Origin of the sequence: Aquilutibacter rugosus, from assembly GCF_036541335.1 — a bacterium.
GTDB lineage: Bacteria > Pseudomonadota > Gammaproteobacteria > Xanthomonadales > Xanthomonadaceae > Aquilutibacter > Aquilutibacter rugosus.
The window spans coordinates 588,780-610,749 of sequence record NZ_JAZHBO010000002.1; the positions used below are offsets into that span (position 1 = coordinate 588,780).

Below are 21,970 nucleotides of genomic sequence, written 5' to 3' on the forward strand. Positions count from 1 at the left end.
TCTAGGGTAGCCCTGCCTTCGGGCCGGTTCAAGCACAGTGCCTGAATCCGGATTCAGGCATTCAGGGTGGCAGTCGGGCGAGCGTATCCGTACACTGGGTTTTCAACTCGACATAGCGGAACTGCATTACTTATGGATCCCATTCTTCTTGGTAAATCCGTCACCACGCCTGAAAGCGGCAATGTCTATCTGGAGCCCAAGCTCGGCAACCGCCACGGCCTGATTGCAGGCGCCACCGGTACCGGTAAGACCGTGACGCTGATGACCCTGGTCGAAGGCTTCTCCAAGATCGGCGTTCCCGTTTTTATTGCAGACGTTAAAGGCGACGTCGCCGGCCTTTCTCAAGCCGGAACTGCGAATGCAAAGATTCAGGAGCGCGTGGCGCTGCTCAATCTGACTTCGTATTCGCCCAAAGCCAGTCCGGTGACATTCTGGGATCTGTACTGCAAGCTCGGTCATCCGGTGCGGGCCACAGTAAGCGAGATCGGCCCTACGCTGCTGGCACGCATTCTTGAACTCAATGACACGCAAGCCGGTGTGCTCGACATTCTGTTTAAGCTCGCGGACGATCGCGGTCTGCTGCTATTGGATCTGGCCGATCTGCGTGCAGTGCTGAATCTGATTGCAGAGCAACGTAAAGACATCTCGACGCAGTACGGTCTGGTAAGCACACAATCAATCGGCGCCATTCAACGTTCCCTGCTGAGACTGGAAAGCGATGGCGGTGAGGCCTTCTTTGGTGAGCCGGCGCTGGAGCTCTCGGACATCATGCGCACAACGGCCGATGGCCGCGGTGTCGTCAACATTCTTGCGGCCGACCAGCTGGTGCTCAAACCGCGTCTGTATTCGAGCTTTCTGCTGTGGCTGATGTCGGAACTGTTTGAGACGTTGCCCGAAGTTGGCGATCTGGACAAGCCGAAACTGGTCTTTATCTTTGACGAAGCGCATCTGCTCTTTGATGATGCCCCGCCGGCGCTGCAGGATCGCGTTGAACAGGTAGTGCGTCTGATCCGCTCTAAGGGTGTCGGCATCTATTTCTGCTCGCAATATCCCGATGACGTGCCCGATGTAATTCTCGGCCAGTTGGGCAATCGCGTGCAGCATGCCTTGCGCGCCTTTACTCCGCGTGATCAAAAGGCCGTAGAAACTGCTGCTGACACCTTTGTTCCGAATCCTGCATTGGATGTGGCCGCTACGATTTCTCAGCTAGGCACCGGTGAGGCGTTGGTTTCCGTTCTGAAGGACGGCGGCATCCCGACTCCGGTCGAACGCACGCTCATTGCACCCCCGGAATGCCGACTGGGACCGGTTACGGCTGCAGAACGTCAGCAGACGCGCGATTCCGGCTCGATCGGTGCCAAATACGATCAGCTACTGAATCGTGAATCTGCAGCTGAAAAATTGGCTGTGCGTGCCGATACGCGAACCGGTGCGACCGATGCTCCGGTTGCCGCTCCCAAGAAAGAGGCCGCCGAAGAAAAAGATGGCGGCGTCATCAGCGACATCCTCTGGGGCAACGGTCGCCGTCAGGGCGTAGTCGAATCCATGGCCAAGCAAACCGCACGCACTGTCGGCAGCCAGATCGGCCGTCAGATTTTGCGCGGCGTGCTCGGCGGCATCTTTGGTGGTAGCCGTCGCTAACTGTGGCAACAAGTCTGATCACACGCGAGGGCTTTGAGCGCCTTCGAAATGAACTCAATGAACTGTGGCGCGTGCAGAGGCCGGAAATTGTTCGGGCGCTGTCGGCTGCAGCCGCTGAGGGCGATCGCAGCGAAAACGCGGAATACATTTACCGCAAAAAGCAGTTGCGTGAGCTCGATCGTCGCGTGCGCTACTTAAGCAAGCGCCTGCCGGATCTGAAAGTGGTGGATCAGCAGCCCGCCGATCCGAACCGGATCTATTTCGGCGCCACGGTGGAACTCGAAAATCTGGGCACCGGCGTTGTCGTGCGGTATCGCATTGTCGGACCCGACGAAACCGATGCCCCCACGGGTCAGATCAGCGTGGATTCGCCGATGGCGCGCGCACTGATCAAACGGCAAGTCGATGACGAGTTCACCGTGCAGCTGCCTTCAGGCGCTGCCAAATTCAGCATTCTGGATGTGCGATACGGCGACTGAATTCAGTCGTCGAACGGAACTTCACCGTAGAGATCGTGCTCGTCCGCGCCCATAATTTCGACGTCGACAAAATCACCGGGCTTCAGTCCGGCTTCAAAGCCGTTCTGAATCTGCACCAGACCGTCAATCTCGGGCGCATCGGCCTTACTGCGGGCAATGGCGAGATCGCCTTCGACCTCATCGACCAGGCAGGTTTGAATGGTGCCGACCTTGGCCTGCAGTTTCGCGGCGGAAATCTCGGCCTGCACTTCCATGAATCGGGCGAGACGTTCTTCCTGGATGGCCGGCGGCACCGGGTCCGGGAGTTCGTTGGCCTTGGCACCTTCGACCGGCGAATAGGTAAAGGCTCCGACGCGATCGAGTTGCGCTTCGCGCAGGAAGTCCAGCAACATCTCGAATTCGGCCTCGGTTTCGCCGGGGAAACCGACGATAAAGGTCGAACGAATGGTCAGATCAGGAGCGATCGAACGCCAGTTGGAAATCCGTTCCAGCAGCTTATCGACGGCACCGGGACGCTTCATCAGTTTCAGGATGCGCGGCGCGGCATGCTGGAACGGGATGTCGAGATACGGCAACACTTTGCCCTCCGCCATCAGCGGGATGACGTCATCGACATGCGGATACGGGTACACGTAGTGCAGACGCGTCCAGACACCGAGTTCACCCAGGCCTTCGCACAGAGACTTCATGCGGGTCTGATATTCGCGACCGTGCCAGGTGCCGGGTGCATAGCCCACGTCCACGCCATAGGCCGACGTGTCCTGTGACACTACCAGCAGTTCGCGAACGCCACCGCGCACGAGCTTCTCGGCTTCGCGCAGTACGTCGTCGACCGGACGCGACGCCAGGTCACCGCGCATGCTCGGAATGATGCAGAAGGAGCAGCGGTGGTTGCAGCCTTCGGAAATTTTTAAATAGGCGTAGTGTTTGGGAGTCAGCTTGAGGCCGTAGTCGGGCAGCAAGTCAATGAAGGGATCATGTTTGGGCGGCACTACGTTGTGGACCGCATTCATGACGGAGCCGTAATCCTGCGGACCGCTAATCGAGAGCACTTGCGGGTGTGCCTGCAGAATATCCTGGGGGCGCTTGCCCAGACAGCCGGTCACAATGACCTTGCCGTTCTCGGAAATCGCTTCGCCAATGGCATCGAGCGACTCCTGCACCGCCGAATCAATAAAGCCGCAGGTATTGACGACGACCACGTCGGCATCGTCGTAGCTTTGGACCAGGTCGTAACCCTCGACCTTGAGCTGGGTCAGAATGCGTTCGCTGTCGACCAGTGCCTTAGGACAGCCAAGGCTAACGAATCCGACTTTGGGTTGGGCGGCGCTCATAGGAATACTGGGGTCATCAGAGAATCGCCTATTATACGATTGACGACCTATCTCCCCGACCGAATCCGCATGACTCCCTTCCGACTGGATCCGCAACTGGCTGCCGACACCTTCGTTGTGGGCGACTTGGCGCGCTGTCGCGTCCTGCTGATGAACGACTCGCGTTACCCCTGGCTGATTCTGGTGCCGCGCGCGAACGGCCTCCGTGACCTCACCGATCTGGACGCCGATGATCTGGCGCAATGCATGCAGGAAGTGCGCACAGCCGCTGCTGCACTGCAGACGTGCGCGCCCTATCAGAAATTGAATGTGGCCTCACTGGGGAATATGGTGCCCCAGCTGCATATTCACGTCATTGGCCGCAACGAAAGCGATGCCGCCTGGCCCAAGTCGGTCTGGGGCCTCGGACAAGCGCAACCCTACTCGCCGGCGCAATTGCTTCTGCAGGAATTGCGCGCCGCCATACCGGGTCTCACCGCGGCCTGAGACGCACCGATCAGGTGCGTGGCAGCGTCACGCCGGTCTGACCCTGATACTTACCGCCGCGGTCCTTGTAGGAGGTCTCGCAGACTTCATCGGACTGGAAGAACAGCATCTGCGCCACACCCTCGTTGGCGTAGATGCGGGCAGGCAACGGCGTGGTATTGGAGAACTCCAACGTGACATGTCCCTCCCACTCGGGCTCGAGAGGAGTCACGTTGACGATGATGCCGCAACGCGCATAGGTGCTCTTGCCCAGGCAGACCACCAAGGTATCGCGCGGAATCCGGAAATATTCAACAGTACGGGCCAGCGCAAAGCTGTTCGGCGGAATGATGCACTCATCGCCGACCACATCGACAAAACTGCCGCTGTCAAAATGCTTGGGATCGACAATGGTCGAGTTGATATTGGTAAAGATCTTGAACTCACGCGAACAGCGCACGTCGTAGCCGTAACTCGAGGTGCCGTAACTGACGATGCGTTCGCCGTTGACCTGCTTTACCTGGCCGGGTTCGAACGGCTCGATCATGCCGTGTTCCTGTGCCATTTGGCGGATCCAGCGGTCGCTCTTGATACTCATAACTAAAAGATTGCTCCGGGGCAGTGCGTAAGTTGCGCGTCAGTGGCCACAGTATAGCGGGCCACTGCTCGTCTATTTGTTAGGCCAGATTGAGATCCAGAGTGCCCCGTACCTTGGGACGCGCCGACAACGCTTCGAGTACTGCATCAAGCACCCGCTGATAGGCTTGGGCGGCCTCGGACTCTGGCTCAGCTACAACCAATGGCACACCGGCATCGCCCTGCTCGCGAATGCGCCGTTGCAATGGCAACTGCCCGAGGAAGGGCACCTGGTACTCCGCCGCCATTTTCTCACCGCCACCTTCACCGAAGATGGGTTCGGCATGACCGCAGTTCGAACAGATATGCAGCGACATGTTCTCAACCAGCCCCAGCACCGGGATCTCGACCTTCTCAAACATCCGCAGCGCTTTGCGTGCGTCCAGTGTGGCAACTTCCTGCGGGGTGGTGACGATGACGGCGCCGGCCACCGGAATTTTCTGCGCCATCGTCAACTGAATGTCACCCGTGCCCGGCGGCAGATCGACGAACAGCAGATCGAGATCGTCCCAGAGACTGTCGTTCAGCAGCTGACTCAGTGCCGAAGTGGCCATCGGCCCGCGCCAGATCATGGGCGTGTCGGATTCGACCAGCAGACCGATCGACATGATCTGCAAGCCATGGGCTCGCAGCGGCTCGATGTGCTTGCCGTCCGGGCTGTCCGGCCGACCGGAAACACCCAACATGGTCGGAATGCTCGGGCCGTAGATATCCGCATCGAGCAGGCCCACCCGCAAACCGCGCTGGGCAGCGGCGACGGCCAGATTGGCCGCCGTGGTGGACTTGCCCACCCCACCCTTGCCGGAACCGACGGCAATGATGTTGCGGATGGCGGGAAGTGGGGTGAGTTCGCCCTGGACCTGGTGGCGTGGCAATACCATACGAATGAGTGTGGATTAGTGAAAATTCATTGTAGGCCAGTCGGCGGAAACCGCCAAAACGGATATTCGCAAACAAATTCATTCCGCGGCTTAACCGGGGTTCATTTTCGTGGTAACTTCACGTTAAGGTTACGTTTATGAACCGATAACACTGACACGAGAAGAAGGATTCATTCAGACATGGCGATCCGTCCCACCTTACTGGCAACCTCGGTTGCTGCCTCGATAGCGGCTTTAGCCGCTCTGCCCGCATATGCGCAGTCCGGAACACAATCTACGTCGGAACAGGAGAGCACAAGCACTCCCGGTCAAGCTTCAAAAAACGTCGGCAAGGTGAAGGTCGTCGGTTCTCGCATCTCCCGCGCAACAGTTGAGGGCCCCTCACCCGTCACAATCCTGACGTCGGACGACATCAGCAAGTAAGGCTACAACACCGTGCGTGAGGCCCTGCAGAACGTCAGCATGAACACCGGCTTCGGCCAGAATGACTTCAATGCAAATGGCGGCTTCACGCCGAATGCATCGGTCGTCAACCTGCGCGGTCTGGGTCCGGGCCGTACGCTGTTGCTGATCAATGGCCGTCGTGCGAACGACTATCCGTTCCCCTACAACGGCCGCAGCAACTTCCAGAATTTCAACAATCTGCCGTCTGCTGCCATTGAGCGCATCGAGATTCTGTCGGGCGGCGCCTCGGCCATTTACGGCTCTGACGCCGTCGCCGGCGTAATGAATGTAGTGCTCAAGACGAACTTTGATGCCAACAGCATCAAGGCACGTGCTACTACATCGACTGATGGCGGTCGCAACACCTTGGATGTGCAATACGTCGGTGGTAAGAGTTTTGATCGCGGCTCGCTGACCTGGGCCGTTCAGTCGTATAACGCGGACCCGCTGTTTGCCTGGGAACGTGAGGAGTTCGACTCAGCAGCAGACAACCCCGCTCCTCCGGGTACGTTCCCCCTGGTTCCCGGTAACGGCGTGGGCGGTTACCAACCGCCGATTGGTATTCAGCTGCGTCGCATCACCGCAACCGGTGCTACCGGCGGCTACATCATGCCGACCGGTCGCGATTGCTCGGCAGACTCGCTTTATCGTCAGTGGACCTACACCAGCTCCAGCACCGGCAACACCTTGGGCCCTGCATGCGGCTACGACCGTTACGTTGCCGAGCAAACGGTTGCCAACGGCACTCGTGACCTTTCCGGTTATCTGCATGGACGTTTCCGCTTCACAGACAATGTCGAAGGCTGGGCAACCGTCCAGGCATTCCAGTCCAAAGGCAAATTGGGCGGCGGTGTCGAACAGTGGTTTGGCGGTCCGCAACCCAACGGCCAGATCTACGACCCCAACCTCAAAATGCGCCTGTTCCCGATTCGCGCCATTACGCCGGCTTCCTACGGCGGTTCGGAAGGTACTTTCCAGAAGTTCAATGAACGTTCGGTCGATCTTTCGATGGGCCTGAGCGGCACGTTATGGGATCGCTTTGACTGGGATTGGCAAATTGGCGGCGCCCAATACAAGGCTATTCGTGATCGTCCGCGCATGACGGTGCAAGGTGCAAAGGATTATTTCCTCGGCCCACGTCTGGGTACGACGACTGCAACCACCAACCCGGGTGTGGTTGGCGCCGGCATTCCGATCTACGCCCTGAATCTGGATCGTTTCTACGGCCCGATTTCGGCAGAAGACTACGCCAAGATGTCGACGATGGTTCATTACGACGGCAACTCGCAAAACGCGTCAACGTCGTTCTCCATCAGCGGTGACATGTTTAAGATGCCGGGCGGCACTGCCGGATTTGCGGCTGTAGTTGAGGCCTCGCATCAGGAATATAAGCTGGAAAGCGACCGCCGGATTTTCCCCGACGTGCGTGAAATCTATAACCTGACCGGTACCGGCGGTGGCGGTAAGCGTAATCGTTACGCGTTAGGTACAGAATTCAAATTCCCGCTTGCAACCTTCCTGACTTTGAACGTGGCCGGCCGCATCGATAAATACGATGACATCACTGAAGTGAACGATGCCAAGACTTGGGGTGCAGGTATTGAATTCCGTCCGTTCAAGAATCTGCTGATTCGCGGCAACTACTCGACGAGCTTTAAGGCTCCCGACATGCACTATGTATTCTCGGAGCGCTCAGGTTCGTTCGGTAGCATCACGGACTATTACAAGTGCGTTCAAAACGGCATCCTGACTGCAGTGGCATGCCAAAGCGCAGGCGGGGCATATAACTATCAGGCATTTACGACTTCTGAAGGCCAGCCGGGCCTTCGTGAAGAAACCGGCTCCTCCTGGACTGCAGGTTTCGTGTGGGATGTCTATAGCGATCTGTCGCTATCTCTGGATTACTACGATATCCGCCTGAAGGATGTAGTTTCCGTCCAGTCCGGCGCTTCCATTCTCGAGGCTGACCTGGGCTGCCGCACCGGCAAGTATGCGAACGGCACTGCCTATCCGTATGCGCTCGACTCGCAGTTCTGCCAGAACACCTTGCCGCGCGTAGAACGCGATCCGATTACCGGCAACATCTCGGAAATCCGCTCTGGTCCGATCAACCTCGCTTTTATTGGGACCCGCGGTCTCGACGGACGCATCAACTATCGTAAGCGCACGGAAAACTGGGGCACCTTCTCCGGTTCGCTGCAGTGGACCCATGTTCTTGATCAGACGCAGAAACTGACCCCGATTGCACAAGTCGATCATTACCGTGACTGGAACAGCAACTGGGATCAGCGCAGCATGGTTTCGCTGAGCACCAGCTGGACCAAGAGCGGCTGGCAGGCCAACTGGGGTGTCACCCGCCGCGGTTCGTCGCCGATTTGGGATCCGACCGTGATTGCAGTCGCGGGCAATCCGTACGGTTTCAGCGGTCGTGGCAAGCCCTTCATCCGTCACAACATGTCGGTATCGCGTGACATCACCGATAACCTGCGCGTACGACTGCTGGTTAATAACGTGTTCGACAATCACGGCGTTAAGGATCCGACCTACTACAGCTATCCGTACCAGTACTACTTCTACGATATGATTGGCCGCACTGTGGGCCTGGAAGCAAATTACCGCTTCTAAGTCATCAACAGGTTTTATGTACGTAGCAAAAAGCCCGGCAATTGCCGGGCTTTTTGTTGTTGCCGGTTTATCTGGCTGTCCCGCAGTCAAATGAACGTTCGATACATGCATTTCATCGAAAATTTACGGTATAAATGAACTATGTGCCGGACGTCCCTGCACGCCATACCAAGGAGTTTCACAATGAAATCCAAGATCGTTGCCGCCCTGCTCGCCGCACCTCTTATGGCGGTCTCGTTTGCTGCTATGGCTCAATCGACCCCGGTCGGCAAGTGGGTCACTATCGACGACAGCACCAAGAAGCCAAAGTCTGTCGTAGAGATCACGGACAACGCCGGCGTGCTGCAAGGCAAGGTCATCAAGGTTCTGCAATCGGATCAAGGTCCACATCCGGTCTGCAAGAAATGCACCGGTTCTAACCAGAACAAGCCGATCGAGGGCCTGACCATCATCTCCAACGTCAAGAAGAACGGTTCGGTCTGGGATGGCGGCCAAATCCTGGATCCGGCAACGGGCAAGACCTATTCGGTTAAGATGACCCCGGCCGCCAACGGCAAGTCCATGCAAGTGCGCGGCTTTATGGGCGTCTCGCTGCTGGGTCGCACTCAAGTGTGGCAGCGTCAGAACTGATCTGCACACGGAGCTAGCATTTTTAGCTGACAGGGCCCGCAATTGCGGGCCTTGTTTTTGGGCCTACATGCGATAATGGGCGTCTTTCCCACAGTTTCTGCGACACATGACCGTACCTGCCCTCGTCACCGCTGCCCTGCCGTATGCCAACGGACCGCTTCATTTGGGCCATTTGCTCGGCTATATTCAGTCCGACATCTGGGTCCGCGCTCAGCGGCTTGAGGGGCGTACTGTGCACTTTGTCTGTGCTGATGACACCCACGGCACACCGATCATGCTGGCGGCACAAAAACAGAACCTGACGCCCGAGGCCTATATCGGCGGGATTCAGGCTGAGCATGCCGCAGACTTTAGCGCGTTCAATGTCGACTTCGACATTTTCGGATCCACCAATGCCGGATCCAACCTGGAGCTGACTACCGAGATCTATCGTCGCCTTCGTGCCAACGGGCACATCACTAGCCGGTCGGTAGAACAACTGTACGATCCGCAGCAGGGCATGTTCCTGCCGGACCGTTACGTTAAAGGCGAATGCCCCAACTGCGGCACAGCGGATCAGTATGGCGACAACTGCGAACATTGTGGTGCCACCTATCAGCCTACTGAACTCAAGAATCCGATTTCCGTACTGAGCGGCGCCACGCCGGAGTTGCGTGAATCGGAACATTACTTCTTCGAAGTCGGCCAGTTCACTGTATTCCTGCGCGAGTGGCTCAGCGGCGACGTCGCCATCGATCCCGTGAAAGCCAAGCTGTCCGAATGGTTGCGCGCCGAGGGTGGTTTGCGTGCATGGGACATCAGCCGTGATGCGCCCTATTTCGGCTTTGAAGTACCCGATGCGCCGGGCAAGTATCTCTATGTCTGGCTGGATGCGCCGATTGGCTATCTGTCCACGTTTAAAGATCTGGCTAAGCAACAGGGCATTGATGCGGATTCGTTCCTTAATGCCGAATCCGTTGCGGAACTGCATCACTTTATCGGCAAGGACATCGTGAATTTCCATGGCCTGTTCTGGCCGGCTGTGCTGCAAGGTTCCGGCTTGCGTGCGCCGACTCGTTTGCATGTCAACGGCTACGTAACGGTTAACGGGGCCAAGATGTCCAAGTCGCGCGGCACTTTTATTACTGCGCGCAGCTTCCTGGACTCTAAGCTCAATCCGGAGCATCTGCGTTATTACTTTGCCGCCAAGTCCAACGGCGCAATTGATGACGTCGATCTCAACCTCGAAGACTTTGCCCAACGCGTCAACTCCGATGTTGTCGGCAAGTTCGTCAATCTGGCCTCCCGCTCGGCCGGTTTTATCACGACCCGTTTCGAAGGCCGTCTCGCCGACCGACTCGACGACGCAGCCATGCATTCACGCTTTGCGGATGCCTTAGGTGCTGTGCGTCAGGCCTATCTGGACAACGAACCGGCTACTGCCCTGCGTCTGATCATGGCCCTGGCCGATGAAGCCAATCGCTATGTCGATGATCGCAAGCCCTGGGTGCTGGCCAAGGATCCGGAACGCCTCGCCGAGCTGCATCTGGTCTGCACCCAAATCTGCAACCTGTTCCGCGTTCTGAACATTGCGCTGAAGCCCGTGATGCCGCAAATGACGGCGCAGGCGGAGTCATTCCTCAACGACCCGATCAGTAGCTGGGATGATGCCCAACGACCGTTGCTTGATCACCTGATCAGCAAGTACAGCAATCTGAGTGGCCGCGTTGATGTCGCAACCGCCGTTGCACTGGCCACACCGGCGCAATCGCATGCTGCGTCGGCCACGGCATCCAACAAGCCTGCAAAGAACAAGAGCGCAACGCCCACCGTAGCTACAGATTCGGAGTCTGCTATGACGCACATCGGTATCGATGATTTTGCCAAGCTCGACTTGCGCATCGGTATCGTCAAAGTGTGCGAATCGGTCGAGGGCTCGGACAAACTGTTGCGCTTTGAACTGGATGCCGGCGCGCTCGGAACGCGCCAGATATTCAGCGGTATCCGCAGCTCGTACGCGGATCCTTCGGTACTGGTCGGTCGCCGCGTGGTGTTCATCGCCAATCTGGCACCGCGCAAGATGCGTTTTGGCCTGAGCGAAGGCATGATTCTGTCGGCCGGTTTTGACGGCGGTTCGCTGTTCCTGCTCGATGCCGACAACGGCGCTGAAGCCGGCATGCCGGTCCGCTAATCCTGATACTCGGCTAATCCGGCAACGCGCATGCTATCCGCCGACCAGTCATTAGCAGGACGCACTGAGCGCCTCGATCGTCTGTTGCCGCAAACGCAGTGCGGACAATGCGGATACTCGGGCTGCCGTCCGTACGCAGAGGCGATGGCCGCAGGGCAAGCCGGCACTGACCGGTGCCCTCCTGGCGGCGACGCCGGGGCTGCGCTGCTTGCTGCGGCCTTAGGAACAGCCTTCGTGCCGTATGACCGTGAGTTGGGACCGTATCAGGCGACACCGCCCTTAGCCCGCGTCATAGAGTCCGACTGCATCGGCTGCACCAAGTGCATTACGGCGTGTCCTGTGGACGCGATAATCGGCGGCGCGAAGGCCATGCACGTGGTTTTGGAAGCGCTGTGCACAGGGTGCGAGTTGTGCGTGCCGGCATGTCCTGTGGATTGCATTGAGCTGATACCTGCGCCGCAGCCGTCGCCGTCGCCGTCACTGAGTTCACGGACGCCAAGTCCGTAACGCGTCGCACTCGGTAACCGCGCTGCTGCAGCAGCCGCACAATGCCGCTTGGACCAATGACATGCAAGGCGCCTACCACGACCATGGCGTGGCCTGAACGTCGTGCGCGCAGGTCCGACTCCAACTGCGGTAGCCAACGACGATTGCGTTCCACGATCAGCGTTGCATGCTGTCGCGGGAACTGGCGTTTCATCTTTCGTTCGACGCGGATGAGTGCCCGGACGTCGCCGCGCAGCCACGCCTGCAGGATGACTTCGGCATCGTTGGCGTCGGCGGCTTTGGACAGCGCCGGACGTCGCAGCGATTCCACCAGATTGGCCAGCTGCGCGTCTTCCGCTGTATCCGCAAGCACGCTTAACTGATCGCGTAAGGTTTCCAGTCCCACCTGCTCGCGTGGACTCTCCTTGACCTTGCGCGCTAACTGCAGATCCACGCCATTCTGCGACTCCAGCCGCAATGCCTTTAGCGTGTCAAGTTCGAGCATCAATGCCGCCAACCACGGACGCATGTGCTGCCATTGCGCCTCCGGGATTCCGGTTGACTGCATGCGGGTGCGCAAGAGCGCGCCATCTTCGGCCGACAGCAAGTCCGTCAGACGGCTGCCATCGTGCGTAAAGCCCATGGTTTGCAGCAGTTCGGGCAAGCGATGCGATGAGTCCGCGAGTTCCTCGGGCGAGAGTTCAAAGTAGATGCGACTGCTACGGTCGGCAATCTGCTGCACGACGGTGGGCAACTTCGAGTCCTCAGGACGCAACTGATGGATGGAGCCGAGGATGTACAGTGAGCTATCGGCATCGCTGACCTGATAAAGAATCGGGATGATGGCGCGCTCAGCTGACCACGCTGCGGCGCTGCACAAGACGGCCGCTAACAGCGCAAGGCGAACGACCGTTCGGCGCACGTCATCGTCCCCGCAGGAACCAGCGATCCATATCCGCCAGAGTCACAGCGGTCCATGTCGGTCGGCCGTGGTTGCACTGATCGGAGCGAGCGGTGACTTCCATATCGCGTAGCAGCGCGTTCATCTCAGGGACGGTCAGACGTCGGTTGGCGCGGACCGAACCGTGGCATGCCATCGTGGCGAGCAGATCATTGCGCGTATTCTCAATGCGCTGCAGGTCACCATGTTCGAGCCAGTCGCCCAACACGTCGCGTACCAGGGCTTCGACATTGCCGTCGGCTAACAGCACCGGCACCGAACGCACCTGCAGACTCAAAGGCCCACTGCGACGCAACTCGAAACCCAGGGCCTCGAACGCGGCACTACCGGCTTCTACGGCATCGGCCTCACGCTCTGCCACGGATAGCGTCAACGGCACGAGCAAAGGTTGCGCGCGAATCCCGTCGCGGTCCATTGCGTCTTTCAGGCGCTCATAGACGATGCGTTCGTGCGCCGCATGCATATCAACAATGATCATGCCTTCGCGCGTCTGACTCAGAATGTAGATGCCATGCAGCTGCGCGATGGCATAACCGAGCGGTGGAATGTCGTCGTCGGATTGAAGCGACGAATCTGCGATCGCAGAAGGTGTAACGGTCGAAGTGCTGCCAGTGGTGTACAGCTGTGCCTGTAGTGCGGCGGACGTGTCGAGTGTCGGCGCACGTAGCGGCAGACTGGACGGCGCCGGGCGCCAATCGCGGAATGAGGTTGGTGTCGACGCGGCGGGGGGCGTATTGCTGCCGGAGCCACTGAGATAGCCGCTAGTAGGCGCGTTCAGATCGGCCTGCGCGCCGGGGCGTGTCTCACGCAAGGCATCGGCAACGGTGCGATAAACGAAATCATGGACAAAACGCGCGTCGCGGAAGCGCACTTCGTGCTTGGCCGGATGCACGTTGACGTCGACCCGCCGCGGATCGATTGTCACGAACAGCACGTAGGCCGGGTGGCGGCCATGAAACAGAACGTCACCGTAGGCTCTTCGTACTGCATGGGCCACGGAACGGTCACGAATGGCACGACCATTGACGAACAGGTATTGCTGATCGGCTGCAGCGCGATTGTAGGTCGGCCGTGCAATCCAGCCGGACAAGGCAATACCAACCGCATCGGCCTCGATGCGCATGGCATTGGCGACAAACGCTTCGCCCAGAGTTTCATCGAGACGGCGCGTGGAGAGCAGATCGTCCTGGCGATTCCAGCGACGCAATATTTTGCCGTTATGACTGACGCGCACATCAATATCGGGACGTGCCAGCGCAAGCTGACGCAGCCATTCCTCGATATGGCCGAGCTCCGTGCGTTCGGCCTTCAGAAACTTACGGCGCGCGGGAATGTTAAAGAACAGGTCACGCACTTCAATGGTTGTGCCCGGCGGATGCGGATGCGGTGATTCGGAAACGACTCGCCCACCCTCAAGCTCGACACGGTGCGCATGTTCCCGCTCGGCAGTGCGTGAGGTCAGTGACAGACGACTGACAGACGCGATCGAAGGCAGGGCCTCACCACGGAAGCCCATGGTCAGCACCGACTCCAGATCGTCCAGGCTGCCAATCTTGCTGGTGGCATGGCGCGACAAAGCCAACGGCACTTCGGCGGGCTCGATACCACTGCCGTTATCACGCACGCGAATGCGGCGGACACCGCCTTCTTCTAGTTCGATTTCAATACGGGTCGCACCCGCATCCACGGCATTTTCAACCAGCTCCTTGACGACGGACGCGGGTCGTTCGACGACCTCGCCCGCAGCAATTTGGTTGATTAAATGATCAGGTAAGGCTTGAATCGGCACTCAAAAATCAGTCACTGCCGCCTGTCGGGCCGGCTTCTTCATCGGCCAAGCTAGCATAAATGGTGCCGGGGGGCGCCAATCGCGAGAAATAGGTATGCACGCCATCGAGTACTGCACCTGCAATACGACGCTGGAAGGCCGGATCGAGCAGACGCTGTTCTTCGTCGGGGTTCGAAATAAACGCTGTTTCGACCAGCATGGACGGCATGTCCGAACCGCGCAACACCGCAAAGTTGGCCTTCTCGACGTTGTACTTATGAATGTTGCCCACGCGCTTCAGACCGGCCAGCACATTGTTGGCTGCATCCTCGGAGGCGCGCATGTGACCCGATTGCGTCAGGTCAATCAGAACATTGGCCAAGCTGTTGCTGGCTTGCGCGAGTTTGACACCGCCCATCATGTCCGCAGCGTTTTCCTTGTCGGCCAGCCACCGGGCACGCTGCGAAGAAGCACCGCGCGTCGACAGCACGTAGACCGACGACCCGTCGGCCCGGCGATTTTCGGCCGCATCGGCGTGAATCGACACAAAGATGTCGGCCCCGGCGCGACGTGCGATACGCGGACGATCCGGCAGCTCAACAAAAAAATCACTATCGCGAGTCAGCACAGCGCGCATGCCGGGCGTCGCATTCACCTGACGTGCCAGTTCACGGGCGATCTGCAAGGTCACATCTTTTTCGCGCGTGCCGTTCAGACCTCGGGCACCCGGATCCTGACCGCCATGGCCGGCATCAATGGCCACAACCAATTTACGCTCACCGCGATTCAGACGTTCTCCGCGCAATTCGGAAACACTTTGCACGGCACCTGCAGCGGAGGTGGGACGCGTAACCGCGGCCGGTGCCGGCGTAGAACGCGGGGGATTCACAGCGACGCCGGCCTTCAGCGCCGCAGCACCCTTGGCCGTCAGCGCCGTCGGGACACCGGTAGCGCGACGCGTTGGCACACCCGTAGCGATCGTCACGGCAGAATTACTCGAGGCGCCGTTGAGCAGCGCTTGCGGCTGCGACATGGCAGCGGCCGGCATCACCTTGGGTTCGGCAGATGCGACAGCGGTGCCACTAGACGATGGCCCCGCCAAATCAGAGATCAGTGCATTGAGATCACGATCACGTGCGGTATCGGCGACAGGCGCCGAGGTCACTTCGACCTTGGTGGGCAGGCTTGCTGCCGAGGAAACGGATGCGGGCTTGGGAACGGTCACGGCAGCGACTTGCGCGCCTTGGCCCGGGAAGGTCAGCACCAGGCGGCGTTGACCGCCCACGGTTTCGATCTTGGAGCGGACACGGGACGCGGTGCCCTGGAGATCCAGCACCACACGCGAACCGGTATCGGTGACGCCGGTACGAATACCGGAGACCCACCCGCCGGGAACCAATGCGGCTTTGGCGGGAATGTCGGTATCGGTCAGATCCACCACCAGACGGTTGGGGTTAGCCAACTTGAGAATCTGATACTGGGTAGTGGCGTCTAAGTCGAGAATCGTACGGGTTCCGGTGGCGTCAACCGTGGTCCGGACGCCTCCCAACTCACTCGCTGCAGCCAAGTTCCAGGCCAAGGCACCGATCAAGGCGGCGCCCATGGCTACTTTTTGGACAGTGATCGCTTTTACGCGCATGGCTACCATTCTCAACTGAATCTGAATCGGGGTGGAGTTACGGGAACCATTTTCCTTTAACTTTCCGCAACTTGCCAAGTTTTTTTAATTCTAGTTCAGACAGTTTTAATGGAATTCTTCTGCAAGTTTCGTGATGAGATCCACAGTTTTGTCATTTGTTGCATTTATTAGCGCTTCGCGCGCCCCGCCAGGCGTCTGAATAAGACGAATGCGCAAGTCTGGCGGGATTAGCTCCGCCCGCCCCCGTTCCGGCCATTCGATCAGCCACAGACGAACCGACGCCTCGTCGAGTCCGAGATAATCGAGCTCTTCCGGGTCGGCAATGCGGTACAGATCCAGATGCCAGGCCTCGGCACCGCCTTCGAGCGGATATCGCTCGACCAAGGTGTAGGTCGGGCTCTTAATGGGTCCGGCAACGCCAAGAGCACGCAGACAGGCTCTAGCCAAGGTGCTCTTGCCGGCGCCCAAATCGCCTTCGAGCCAAATGCGCAAAGGTTCCGAAGGCCGTTCCGCCAGCTGCGCCGCGATCGCCCGGCCCAGGCGCTGGGTAGCCGATTCATCGGGAAGTTGCAGTCGGACGGGGGCGTGGGCAGATGTCATCCCATGCATGATAATGAATGCCCTATGGACTGCCTAGCAGAATCGAATCAACCGTGACGGAATCACTGCCACTGCGCGAGCGCATCGAACAGCTGGCCCGCGAGGCCGGCTTTACTCATTTCGGCGTCACGGATATCGCCGTCGAGACTGATGCCGGCCATCTGCGTGACTGGCTCGAGCGGTCCTATCACGGCGACATGGAATGGATGGAGCGTCATGCACAGCTGCGCTCCGATCCCGATGCACTGCTACCGGGCACCGTCAGTGTTATCTCCGTCGGTTTGGATTACGGTCGTCGCGATGACGATGAAGCATGGCAGACCCTGGCCGACGGGCATCGCGCCTATGTGGCGCGCTATGCGCTGGGACGTGACTACCACAAGCTCATGCGCAATCGCCTGCAGCGTTTGAGCGAGCGGATCGCAGAGCTGATCGGACCGTTTGGATTTCGTGTTTTTGTTGATAGTGCGCCCGTGCTGGAACGCGCGCTCGCACGCAATGCAGGACTCGGCTGGATCGGCAAGCATACCTGCCTGATTGACCGCAATGGCGGCTCGTGGTTTTTCCTCGGCGAGATCTTTCTCGATGCGCCCCTGCCCGCCGATCCGCCTGCAACGGCGCATTGCGGCACGTGCACGCGCTGTATTGATGTGTGCCCTACGCAAGCCATCATCGCACCGTACCGACTCGATGCACGCCGCTGCATTTCGTACCTGACGATTGAGCACGAAGGCAGTATCCCCACTGAATTCCGCCGCGCAATCGGCAACCGCATTTTCGGCTGCGATGACTGCCAGCTGGTGTGCCCCTGGAATAAGTTCGCCCAGCGCACCGAGGTTCCGGACTTTGCGGCCCGCAATGCCTTAGACACTGCCGACCTGCGCTCCCTGTTTGCGTGGACCGAAAAAGAGTTTCTTACGCGAACGGAAGGTAGCACCATTCGTAGAAGCGGCTACCGGCGCTGGCGTCGCAACCTGGCCATTGCGCTGGGCAATGCGCCAACTGATGAAACGCAAACCGATGCGCTACTGCACGCGCATGCAAACGACAGTGATGAGATCGTGTGCGAGGCTGTGCAATGGGCCATCGCCGAACGTCAGCTTAGACGTTCCGAATCGAACTCACTAAGTACGCCGTAACCGGATCGCTCGACTCCGTTTCACCGCGCAGTGCCGGCAACATGCCGTTAGCCAAGCGCTTGCCGAGCTCAACACCGAACTGATCGAACGGGTTGATATTCCACGCGACCGACTGCAGGTAGACGCTGTGCTCGTACAGTGCAATCAGTGCACCTAGCGTACCGGGCGTCAGTGACGGCAAACGGATGACGGTGTTCGGACGATTACCCGCGTAATTGCGATGCAGATCGGTGCTGGCCTGACCGTTTGCAAAGGCTTCGGATTGCGCTAACAGGTTGGACAGTAGCGCCAGATGATTGGTCGCGTAATTGTGAGCCGGCTTGAGCACGCCGATCAGATCCATTGATTCGACTTGCGTACCCTGATGCAGGGCCTGGAAGAAGCTATGCTGCGAGTCCGTACCCGCACCGCCCCACCACACCGGAACGGTTTGGCCGACGACCGGCGAACCGTCAAGCTGCGCCGACTTGCCCAAGCTTTCCATCACCAGCTGTTGCAGATACGGCGGAAACAGTTTGAGCCGTTCGTCATAAGGCAATACCGCGTGCGAGCACAGGCCCAACACGCCACGATTGTAGACCGCCGTCAGCGCATGCCAATACGTCAGATTGGAACGCGGCTCGGATTCGAGCGCGTGCTTGTCCATAGCCGCGGCGCCTTCGAGCAGCTGATCAAATCCATCGGGACCGATCGCCAGCAGTACCGGCAAGCCAACGGCAGACCACATCGAATACCGGCCACCGACCCAATCCCACATCGGCAGAACGCGCTCGGAGGCAATGCCAAATCGTTCGGCAGCACCACTGGCGTTGGTCGTAATGGCAAAGGTGCGCTCGGGCGCCTGCAACCACGCACAGGCAATCTCGCCATTGAGCAAGGTTTCCTGCGTCGTAAAGGTTTTCGAGATCAGCAGGATGGCGGTGCGCGCAGGGTCCAGCGTCGGTAGTAGACGGCCCATTGCAGCGCCATCGACATTGGACACAAAGTGCACGCGAAAGCGCCGATCGGCCTGCTCTGCCGCCAGCGCATCGACCGCTAAACGCGGACCCAAGTCCGAGCCGCCGATACCGATACTGACGATATCCGTGACGTCGCTGCCGGCCAGCTGTTCGTACAGGGCGCGCATCTGCACGCGAGCCTGCTGCGCCTGAGCGAAGGCCGCATCAGCGACCTTGGTATGCACGGGTTGACCACGCAAAGCCGTATGCAAAGCGGCGCGCTGCTCGGTCGGGTTGACAATCTCACCACCCATTTGCCGCTGCAGAGCCGCACCGAAATTGTAGGATGCGGCCAGTGCAAACAATTGATCGACGGCCGCATCGTCGTAGCGTTGGCGCGAGAAATTGGCAGCCAGGCCGCACGGACCGGCGATATCAAAACGTGCAGCGCGGGTCGGGTCCGCATGATTGAGCTCCGCAACGGAGCTGGCGGGGCGCGCAATGGCTACCGGACTCTGATCGGACATGCGGGTTCCCTCCCGGGTAGAAAATTACTGAGCGCGCTGTTCGCTGATCGAATGATTGGTGTGGGTCAGACCGTTCTTGCGGTCCACGTACACCAAGGTCGGCGTGTAGGTCTTGGCTTCGGTCTCATCGCATTGACCGTACGCACAGATGATCACCAGATCACCTGGCTTTGCACAATGTGCGGCAGCGCCGTTAACCGAGATGATGCCCGAACCCTCTTCGGCCCGAATGGCATAGGTCGAAAACCGATGACCCGAGTTGATGTTGTAGATGTGCACCATCTCGTTCTCGAGAATGCCGCTGATCTCAAGCAGACGCGAGTCGATCGCACACGAGCCCTCGTAATGCAGCTCGGCGTGGGTCACGGTGGCACGGTGAATCTTGGCTTTGAGTAGGGTCAGTTGCATGATGCTTTACAGAGTGAATTCGGAATTATCAATCAGGCGGGTTGTACCCAGACGGACCGCAATCAGCGCAACAACGGATTGGCCGGCGGCAACACTTGCCACCTCGGTCAGGTCCGGCTGGCGCACCACGGCGTAATCCACGTCAAACCCGGCTTGCTGCAGGCATTTTACCGCATTGTCCTGAACCGCCTCGATCGACTCCCCGGCCCGCAGGCCCTGCTCCATCGTCTGCAGCATCTGAGAAATCAGAGTCGCCGTACTACGTTGCTCGGCGCTGAGGTACTGGTTGCGCGAGCTCAGTGCCAAACCGCTGTCTTCGCGACGCGTCGGCGCACCGATGATTTCAATCGGCATGGCCAGATCACGGACCATGGCACGAATCACCGCCAACTGCTGGTAATCCTTACGTCCGAAGATCGCCACGTCCGGCCGGACCTGATTGAACAGGCGACACACGACGGTGGCCACGCCATCGAAATGACCGGGGCGATGGGCGCCATCCAGCGTTTCGGTAATCACGGGCACGCGCATCTGCACGGCACGCTCAACGCCCATGGGGTACATGGTCGCTACGTTGGGCATCCAGACTGCATCGCAGCCGGCAGCGCTCAGACCCTGCACATCGGCATCGGGCGTACGCGGATAGCGATCAAAGTCCTCGTTCGGACCGAACTGCGTCGGGTTCACAAAGATCGAAGCGACCACAAAATCCGCATTTTGCCGCGCCAGCTCAATCAGCGAGAAATGGCCGGCATGTAGATTGCCCATGGTCGGCACGAAGGCCACCCGTTGGCCGCGCGCTTTCACAGCGCCGACAGCCTCACGCAGGGCCGACAATTCACGGATTTCTGTGATGCTCATGCGTAGCCATGTTCCGGCGCCGGAAAATCACCGCTTTGCACGGCTTCGATATAGGCGGCAATGGCGCCTTCAATCGAGCCGCCAACAGCCAGAAAATCCTTAACGAAGCGCGGACGGCGGTGGCCCGAATCCATGCCCAACATGTCATGCAGAACCAGCACCTGGCCATCGCAATCGGGACCGGCGCCGATGCCGATTGTCGGGATCTTTAGGGTCCTGGTGATCTCCGCGGCAAGCGCACTGGGCACACACTCCAGCACCAGCATGTCAGCACCGGCCTGCTCCACATCCTTAGCCTGTTGCATCAGTGCAGCGGCAGCGGCCTCATCGCGACCTTGCACTTTGTAACCGCCAAAACGCAACACCGACTGCGGCGTCAGACCTAGATGAGAACAAATGGGAATCTCGCGCTCGCTGAGATAGCGAATGATGTCGCATTTGAAGCCGGCGCCCTCGAGTTTGATCATCTTGGCTCCGGCCTGCAGGAACCGCGTCGATGCCTGCAATGCGCGGTCCGGATCGGCATCGGCCTGGAACGGCAGATCCGCGACGATCAGAGAGTTGAAGGCCGCCTTGGCGACACAGGCCGTGTGGTATTCGATCTGATCCACCGTCACCGGCAAGGTGCTGTCATGACCCTGCATGACCATTCCCAACGAATCACCGATCAGGATCAGATCCAGACCGGCCCGATCCATAGCGCGTCCGAAGCTGGCATCGTAGGCGGTCAGCATGGTTAGCTTGCGGCCCTTGTGCTTGGCTTCAGCCAGCATGGGAACCGTCCACGGGCGGCGCGTTGCCGCTTGTTGTTCAGTGTCCATCGGTCTCCAAAATACCCGAAATTGAAAGGTCTTGCGTCTGCCATTGTCCGCCGATACGGGTGACGGAATCGTGACCGGGGATCACAATTTCAGGTGCGATCTCCAGCAGCGGCACCATTACGAAGGCACGCTCGGTCATACGCGGGTGCGGGACCTGCAGCGTTTCAGTATGAATTTGTTCGCTACCGTACAACAGTAGATCCAGATCCAGAGTTCGCGGTCCCCAGCGCGTCTCCTGCTCGCGATCACGGCCATGAATCCGCTCCAGATCAAGCATGCGGGAATGCAAGGACTCGGGCTTCAACTGTGTCAGCAGCGCAACTACAGCATTCAGGTAATCGTCTTGCTCTACGCCACCCCATGGCGGGGTTCGGTACACAGAGGAGACGCCGATGACGGAGCTCAGCGGCCACACGCGCATCTGCGCGAGAGCCTGCACAAATGTGCTGCGCACATCGCCCACATTGCCGCCCAAGCCGATATAGGCTGTGACCGCCGGCGTCGGGTCTGCAGTCAC

At 59.1% G+C, this 21,970-nt stretch carries 19 protein-coding genes and 1 pseudogene; 8 read left to right on the forward strand and 12 right to left on the reverse strand.

What is annotated here, in order from left to right:
• Window positions 1–132: 132 nt before the first annotated feature.
• Both V3390_RS08010 and greB read left to right on the forward strand, forming a co-directional pair.
• Window positions 133–1,641: a helicase HerA-like domain-containing protein gene (locus V3390_RS08010; RefSeq protein ID WP_331704040.1), complete on the forward strand. Its 1,509-nt coding sequence runs from the start codon at window positions 133–135 to the stop codon at window positions 1,639–1,641.
• A gap of 2 nt (window positions 1,642–1,643) precedes the next feature.
• Complete coding sequence (greB, locus tag V3390_RS08015; RefSeq protein ID WP_331704041.1) at window positions 1,644–2,120, forward strand: transcription elongation factor GreB; 477 nt, start codon at window positions 1,644–1,646, stop codon at window positions 2,118–2,120.
• Between the two features lie 2 nt (window positions 2,121–2,122).
• On the opposite strand, the gene rimO is transcribed toward greB, so the two are convergent.
• Entirely contained in the window at window positions 2,123–3,454 is a 1,332-nt protein-coding gene (rimO, locus tag V3390_RS08020; protein WP_331704042.1) for a 30S ribosomal protein S12 methylthiotransferase RimO, read from the reverse strand.
• Window positions 3,455–3,523: 69 nt separating this feature from the next.
• Between rimO and V3390_RS08025 the strand changes: the two genes are divergently transcribed.
• Window positions 3,524–3,940, forward strand: coding sequence for an HIT domain-containing protein (locus V3390_RS08025; RefSeq protein ID WP_331704043.1), 417 nt, complete (start codon window positions 3,524–3,526; stop codon window positions 3,938–3,940).
• A 10-nt stretch (window positions 3,941–3,950) separates the two neighbouring features.
• Here the strand turns inward: V3390_RS08025 and dcd are convergent, their stop codons facing one another.
• Both dcd and apbC read right to left on the reverse strand, forming a co-directional pair.
• The gene (gene dcd / locus V3390_RS08030) at window positions 3,951–4,517 is read right to left on the reverse strand and encodes a dCTP deaminase (RefSeq protein WP_331688788.1); all 567 of its coding nucleotides are present in this window, start codon (window positions 4,515–4,517) and stop codon (window positions 3,951–3,953) included.
• 79 nt (window positions 4,518–4,596) lie between these two features.
• Complete coding sequence (gene apbC / locus V3390_RS08035) at window positions 4,597–5,436, reverse strand: iron-sulfur cluster carrier protein ApbC (RefSeq protein ID WP_331688789.1); 840 nt, start codon at window positions 5,434–5,436, stop codon at window positions 4,597–4,599.
• 435 nt (window positions 5,437–5,871) lie between these two features.
• On the opposite strand from apbC, the gene V3390_RS08040 reads away from it, so the two are divergent.
• From V3390_RS08040 to V3390_RS08055, 4 genes are all read left to right on the forward strand, one after another.
• Window positions 5,872–8,505, forward strand: coding sequence for a TonB-dependent receptor domain-containing protein (locus V3390_RS08040; RefSeq protein WP_331704044.1), 2,634 nt, complete (start codon window positions 5,872–5,874; stop codon window positions 8,503–8,505).
• 183 nt (window positions 8,506–8,688) lie between these two features.
• Window positions 8,689–9,135, forward strand: a complete 447-nt coding sequence (locus V3390_RS08045; RefSeq protein ID WP_331688791.1) for a DUF2147 domain-containing protein — start codon at window positions 8,689–8,691, stop codon at window positions 9,133–9,135.
• 106 nt (window positions 9,136–9,241) lie between these two features.
• The gene (gene metG / locus V3390_RS08050; protein WP_331704045.1) at window positions 9,242–11,305 is read left to right on the forward strand and encodes a methionine--tRNA ligase; all 2,064 of its coding nucleotides are present in this window, start codon (window positions 9,242–9,244) and stop codon (window positions 11,303–11,305) included.
• Window positions 11,306–11,335: 30 nt separating this feature from the next.
• The gene (locus V3390_RS08055) at window positions 11,336–11,812 is read left to right on the forward strand and encodes an RnfABCDGE type electron transport complex subunit B (protein WP_331688793.1); all 477 of its coding nucleotides are present in this window, start codon (window positions 11,336–11,338) and stop codon (window positions 11,810–11,812) included.
• A 13-nt stretch (window positions 11,813–11,825) separates the two neighbouring features.
• Here V3390_RS08055 and V3390_RS08060 read toward each other — a convergent pair.
• From V3390_RS08060 to tsaE, 4 genes and pseudogenes are all read right to left on the reverse strand, one after another.
• Window positions 11,826–12,713: pseudogene (locus V3390_RS08060) on the reverse strand (TraB/GumN family protein); the annotation flags it as partial.
• Between the two features lies 1 nt (window position 12,714).
• Window positions 12,715–14,541 (reverse strand): DNA mismatch repair endonuclease MutL, encoded by a 1,827-nt coding sequence (gene mutL, locus V3390_RS08065; protein WP_331704046.1) that lies wholly within the window; start codon window positions 14,539–14,541, stop codon window positions 12,715–12,717.
• Between the two features lie 7 nt (window positions 14,542–14,548).
• Entirely contained in the window at window positions 14,549–16,123 is a 1,575-nt protein-coding gene (locus V3390_RS08070) for an N-acetylmuramoyl-L-alanine amidase (RefSeq protein ID WP_331704047.1), read from the reverse strand.
• 141 nt (window positions 16,124–16,264) lie between these two features.
• Window positions 16,265–16,759 (reverse strand): tRNA (adenosine(37)-N6)-threonylcarbamoyltransferase complex ATPase subunit type 1 TsaE, encoded by a 495-nt coding sequence (gene tsaE / locus V3390_RS08075; protein WP_331704048.1) that lies wholly within the window; start codon window positions 16,757–16,759, stop codon window positions 16,265–16,267.
• A gap of 17 nt (window positions 16,760–16,776) precedes the next feature.
• Here tsaE and queG point away from each other — a divergent pair, with 17 nt between their 5' ends.
• Entirely contained in the window at window positions 16,777–17,898 is a 1,122-nt protein-coding gene (gene queG, locus V3390_RS08080; RefSeq protein WP_425493028.1) for a tRNA epoxyqueuosine(34) reductase QueG, read from the forward strand.
• Here queG and pgi read toward each other — a convergent pair.
• From pgi to folK, 5 genes are read right to left on the reverse strand one after another with little or no spacing between them, the layout of a single operon-like run.
• Entirely contained in the window at window positions 17,861–19,363 is a 1,503-nt protein-coding gene (gene pgi, locus V3390_RS08085; RefSeq protein ID WP_331704050.1) for a glucose-6-phosphate isomerase, read from the reverse strand. The two genes, queG and pgi, sit on opposite strands and share 38 nt — an antisense overlap.
• Window positions 19,364–19,387: 24 nt before the next feature.
• Entirely contained in the window at window positions 19,388–19,771 is a 384-nt protein-coding gene (gene panD / locus V3390_RS08090; RefSeq protein WP_331704051.1) for an aspartate 1-decarboxylase, read from the reverse strand.
• A 6-nt stretch (window positions 19,772–19,777) separates the two neighbouring features.
• Window positions 19,778–20,632 carry a pantoate--beta-alanine ligase gene (panC, locus tag V3390_RS08095; protein WP_331704052.1) on the reverse strand — a complete coding sequence of 285 codons (855 nt, stop codon included), beginning with the start codon at window positions 20,630–20,632 and terminating at the stop codon, window positions 19,778–19,780.
• Complete coding sequence (gene panB, locus V3390_RS08100) at window positions 20,629–21,453, reverse strand: 3-methyl-2-oxobutanoate hydroxymethyltransferase (protein WP_331688801.1); 825 nt, start codon at window positions 21,451–21,453, stop codon at window positions 20,629–20,631. The genes panC and panB overlap by 4 nt, the downstream gene beginning before the upstream one ends.
• The gene (folK, locus tag V3390_RS08105) at window positions 21,443–21,970 is read right to left on the reverse strand and encodes a 2-amino-4-hydroxy-6-hydroxymethyldihydropteridine diphosphokinase (protein ID WP_331704053.1); all 528 of its coding nucleotides are present in this window, start codon (window positions 21,968–21,970) and stop codon (window positions 21,443–21,445) included. The genes panB and folK overlap by 11 nt, the downstream gene beginning before the upstream one ends.

Coding starts and splice junctions, on each gene's coding strand:
- V3390_RS08010 (WP_331704040.1), top strand. CDS start 133: ATGGATCCCATTCTTCTTGGTAAATCCGTCACCACGCCTGAAAGCGGC.
- rimO (WP_331704042.1), bottom strand. CDS start 3,454: ATGAGCGCCGCCCAACCCAAAGTCGGATTCGTTAGCCTTGGCTGTCCT.
- V3390_RS08025 (WP_331704043.1), top strand. CDS start 3,524: ATGACTCCCTTCCGACTGGATCCGCAACTGGCTGCCGACACCTTCGTT.
- dcd (WP_331688788.1), bottom strand. CDS start 4,517: ATGAGTATCAAGAGCGACCGCTGGATCCGCCAAATGGCACAGGAACAC.
- apbC (WP_331688789.1), bottom strand. CDS start 5,436: ATGGTATTGCCACGCCACCAGGTCCAGGGCGAACTCACCCCACTTCCC.
- V3390_RS08045 (WP_331688791.1), top strand. CDS start 8,689: ATGAAATCCAAGATCGTTGCCGCCCTGCTCGCCGCACCTCTTATGGCG.
- metG (WP_331704045.1), top strand. CDS start 9,242: ATGACCGTACCTGCCCTCGTCACCGCTGCCCTGCCGTATGCCAACGGA.
- V3390_RS08055 (WP_331688793.1), top strand. CDS start 11,336: ATGCTATCCGCCGACCAGTCATTAGCAGGACGCACTGAGCGCCTCGAT.
- V3390_RS08070 (WP_331704047.1), bottom strand. CDS start 16,123: ATGGGCGCCGCCTTGATCGGTGCCTTGGCCTGGAACTTGGCTGCAGCG.
- tsaE (WP_331704048.1), bottom strand. CDS start 16,759: ATGACATCTGCCCACGCCCCCGTCCGACTGCAACTTCCCGATGAATCG.
- queG (WP_425493028.1), top strand. CDS start 16,777: ATGCCCTATGGACTGCCTAGCAGAATCGAATCAACCGTGACGGAATCA.
- pgi (WP_331704050.1), bottom strand. CDS start 19,363: ATGTCCGATCAGAGTCCGGTAGCCATTGCGCGCCCCGCCAGCTCCGTT.
- panD (WP_331704051.1), bottom strand. CDS start 19,771: ATGCAACTGACCCTACTCAAAGCCAAGATTCACCGTGCCACCGTGACC.
- panC (WP_331704052.1), bottom strand. CDS start 20,632: ATGAGCATCACAGAAATCCGTGAATTGTCGGCCCTGCGTGAGGCTGTC.
- panB (WP_331688801.1), bottom strand. CDS start 21,453: ATGGACACTGAACAACAAGCGGCAACGCGCCGCCCGTGGACGGTTCCC.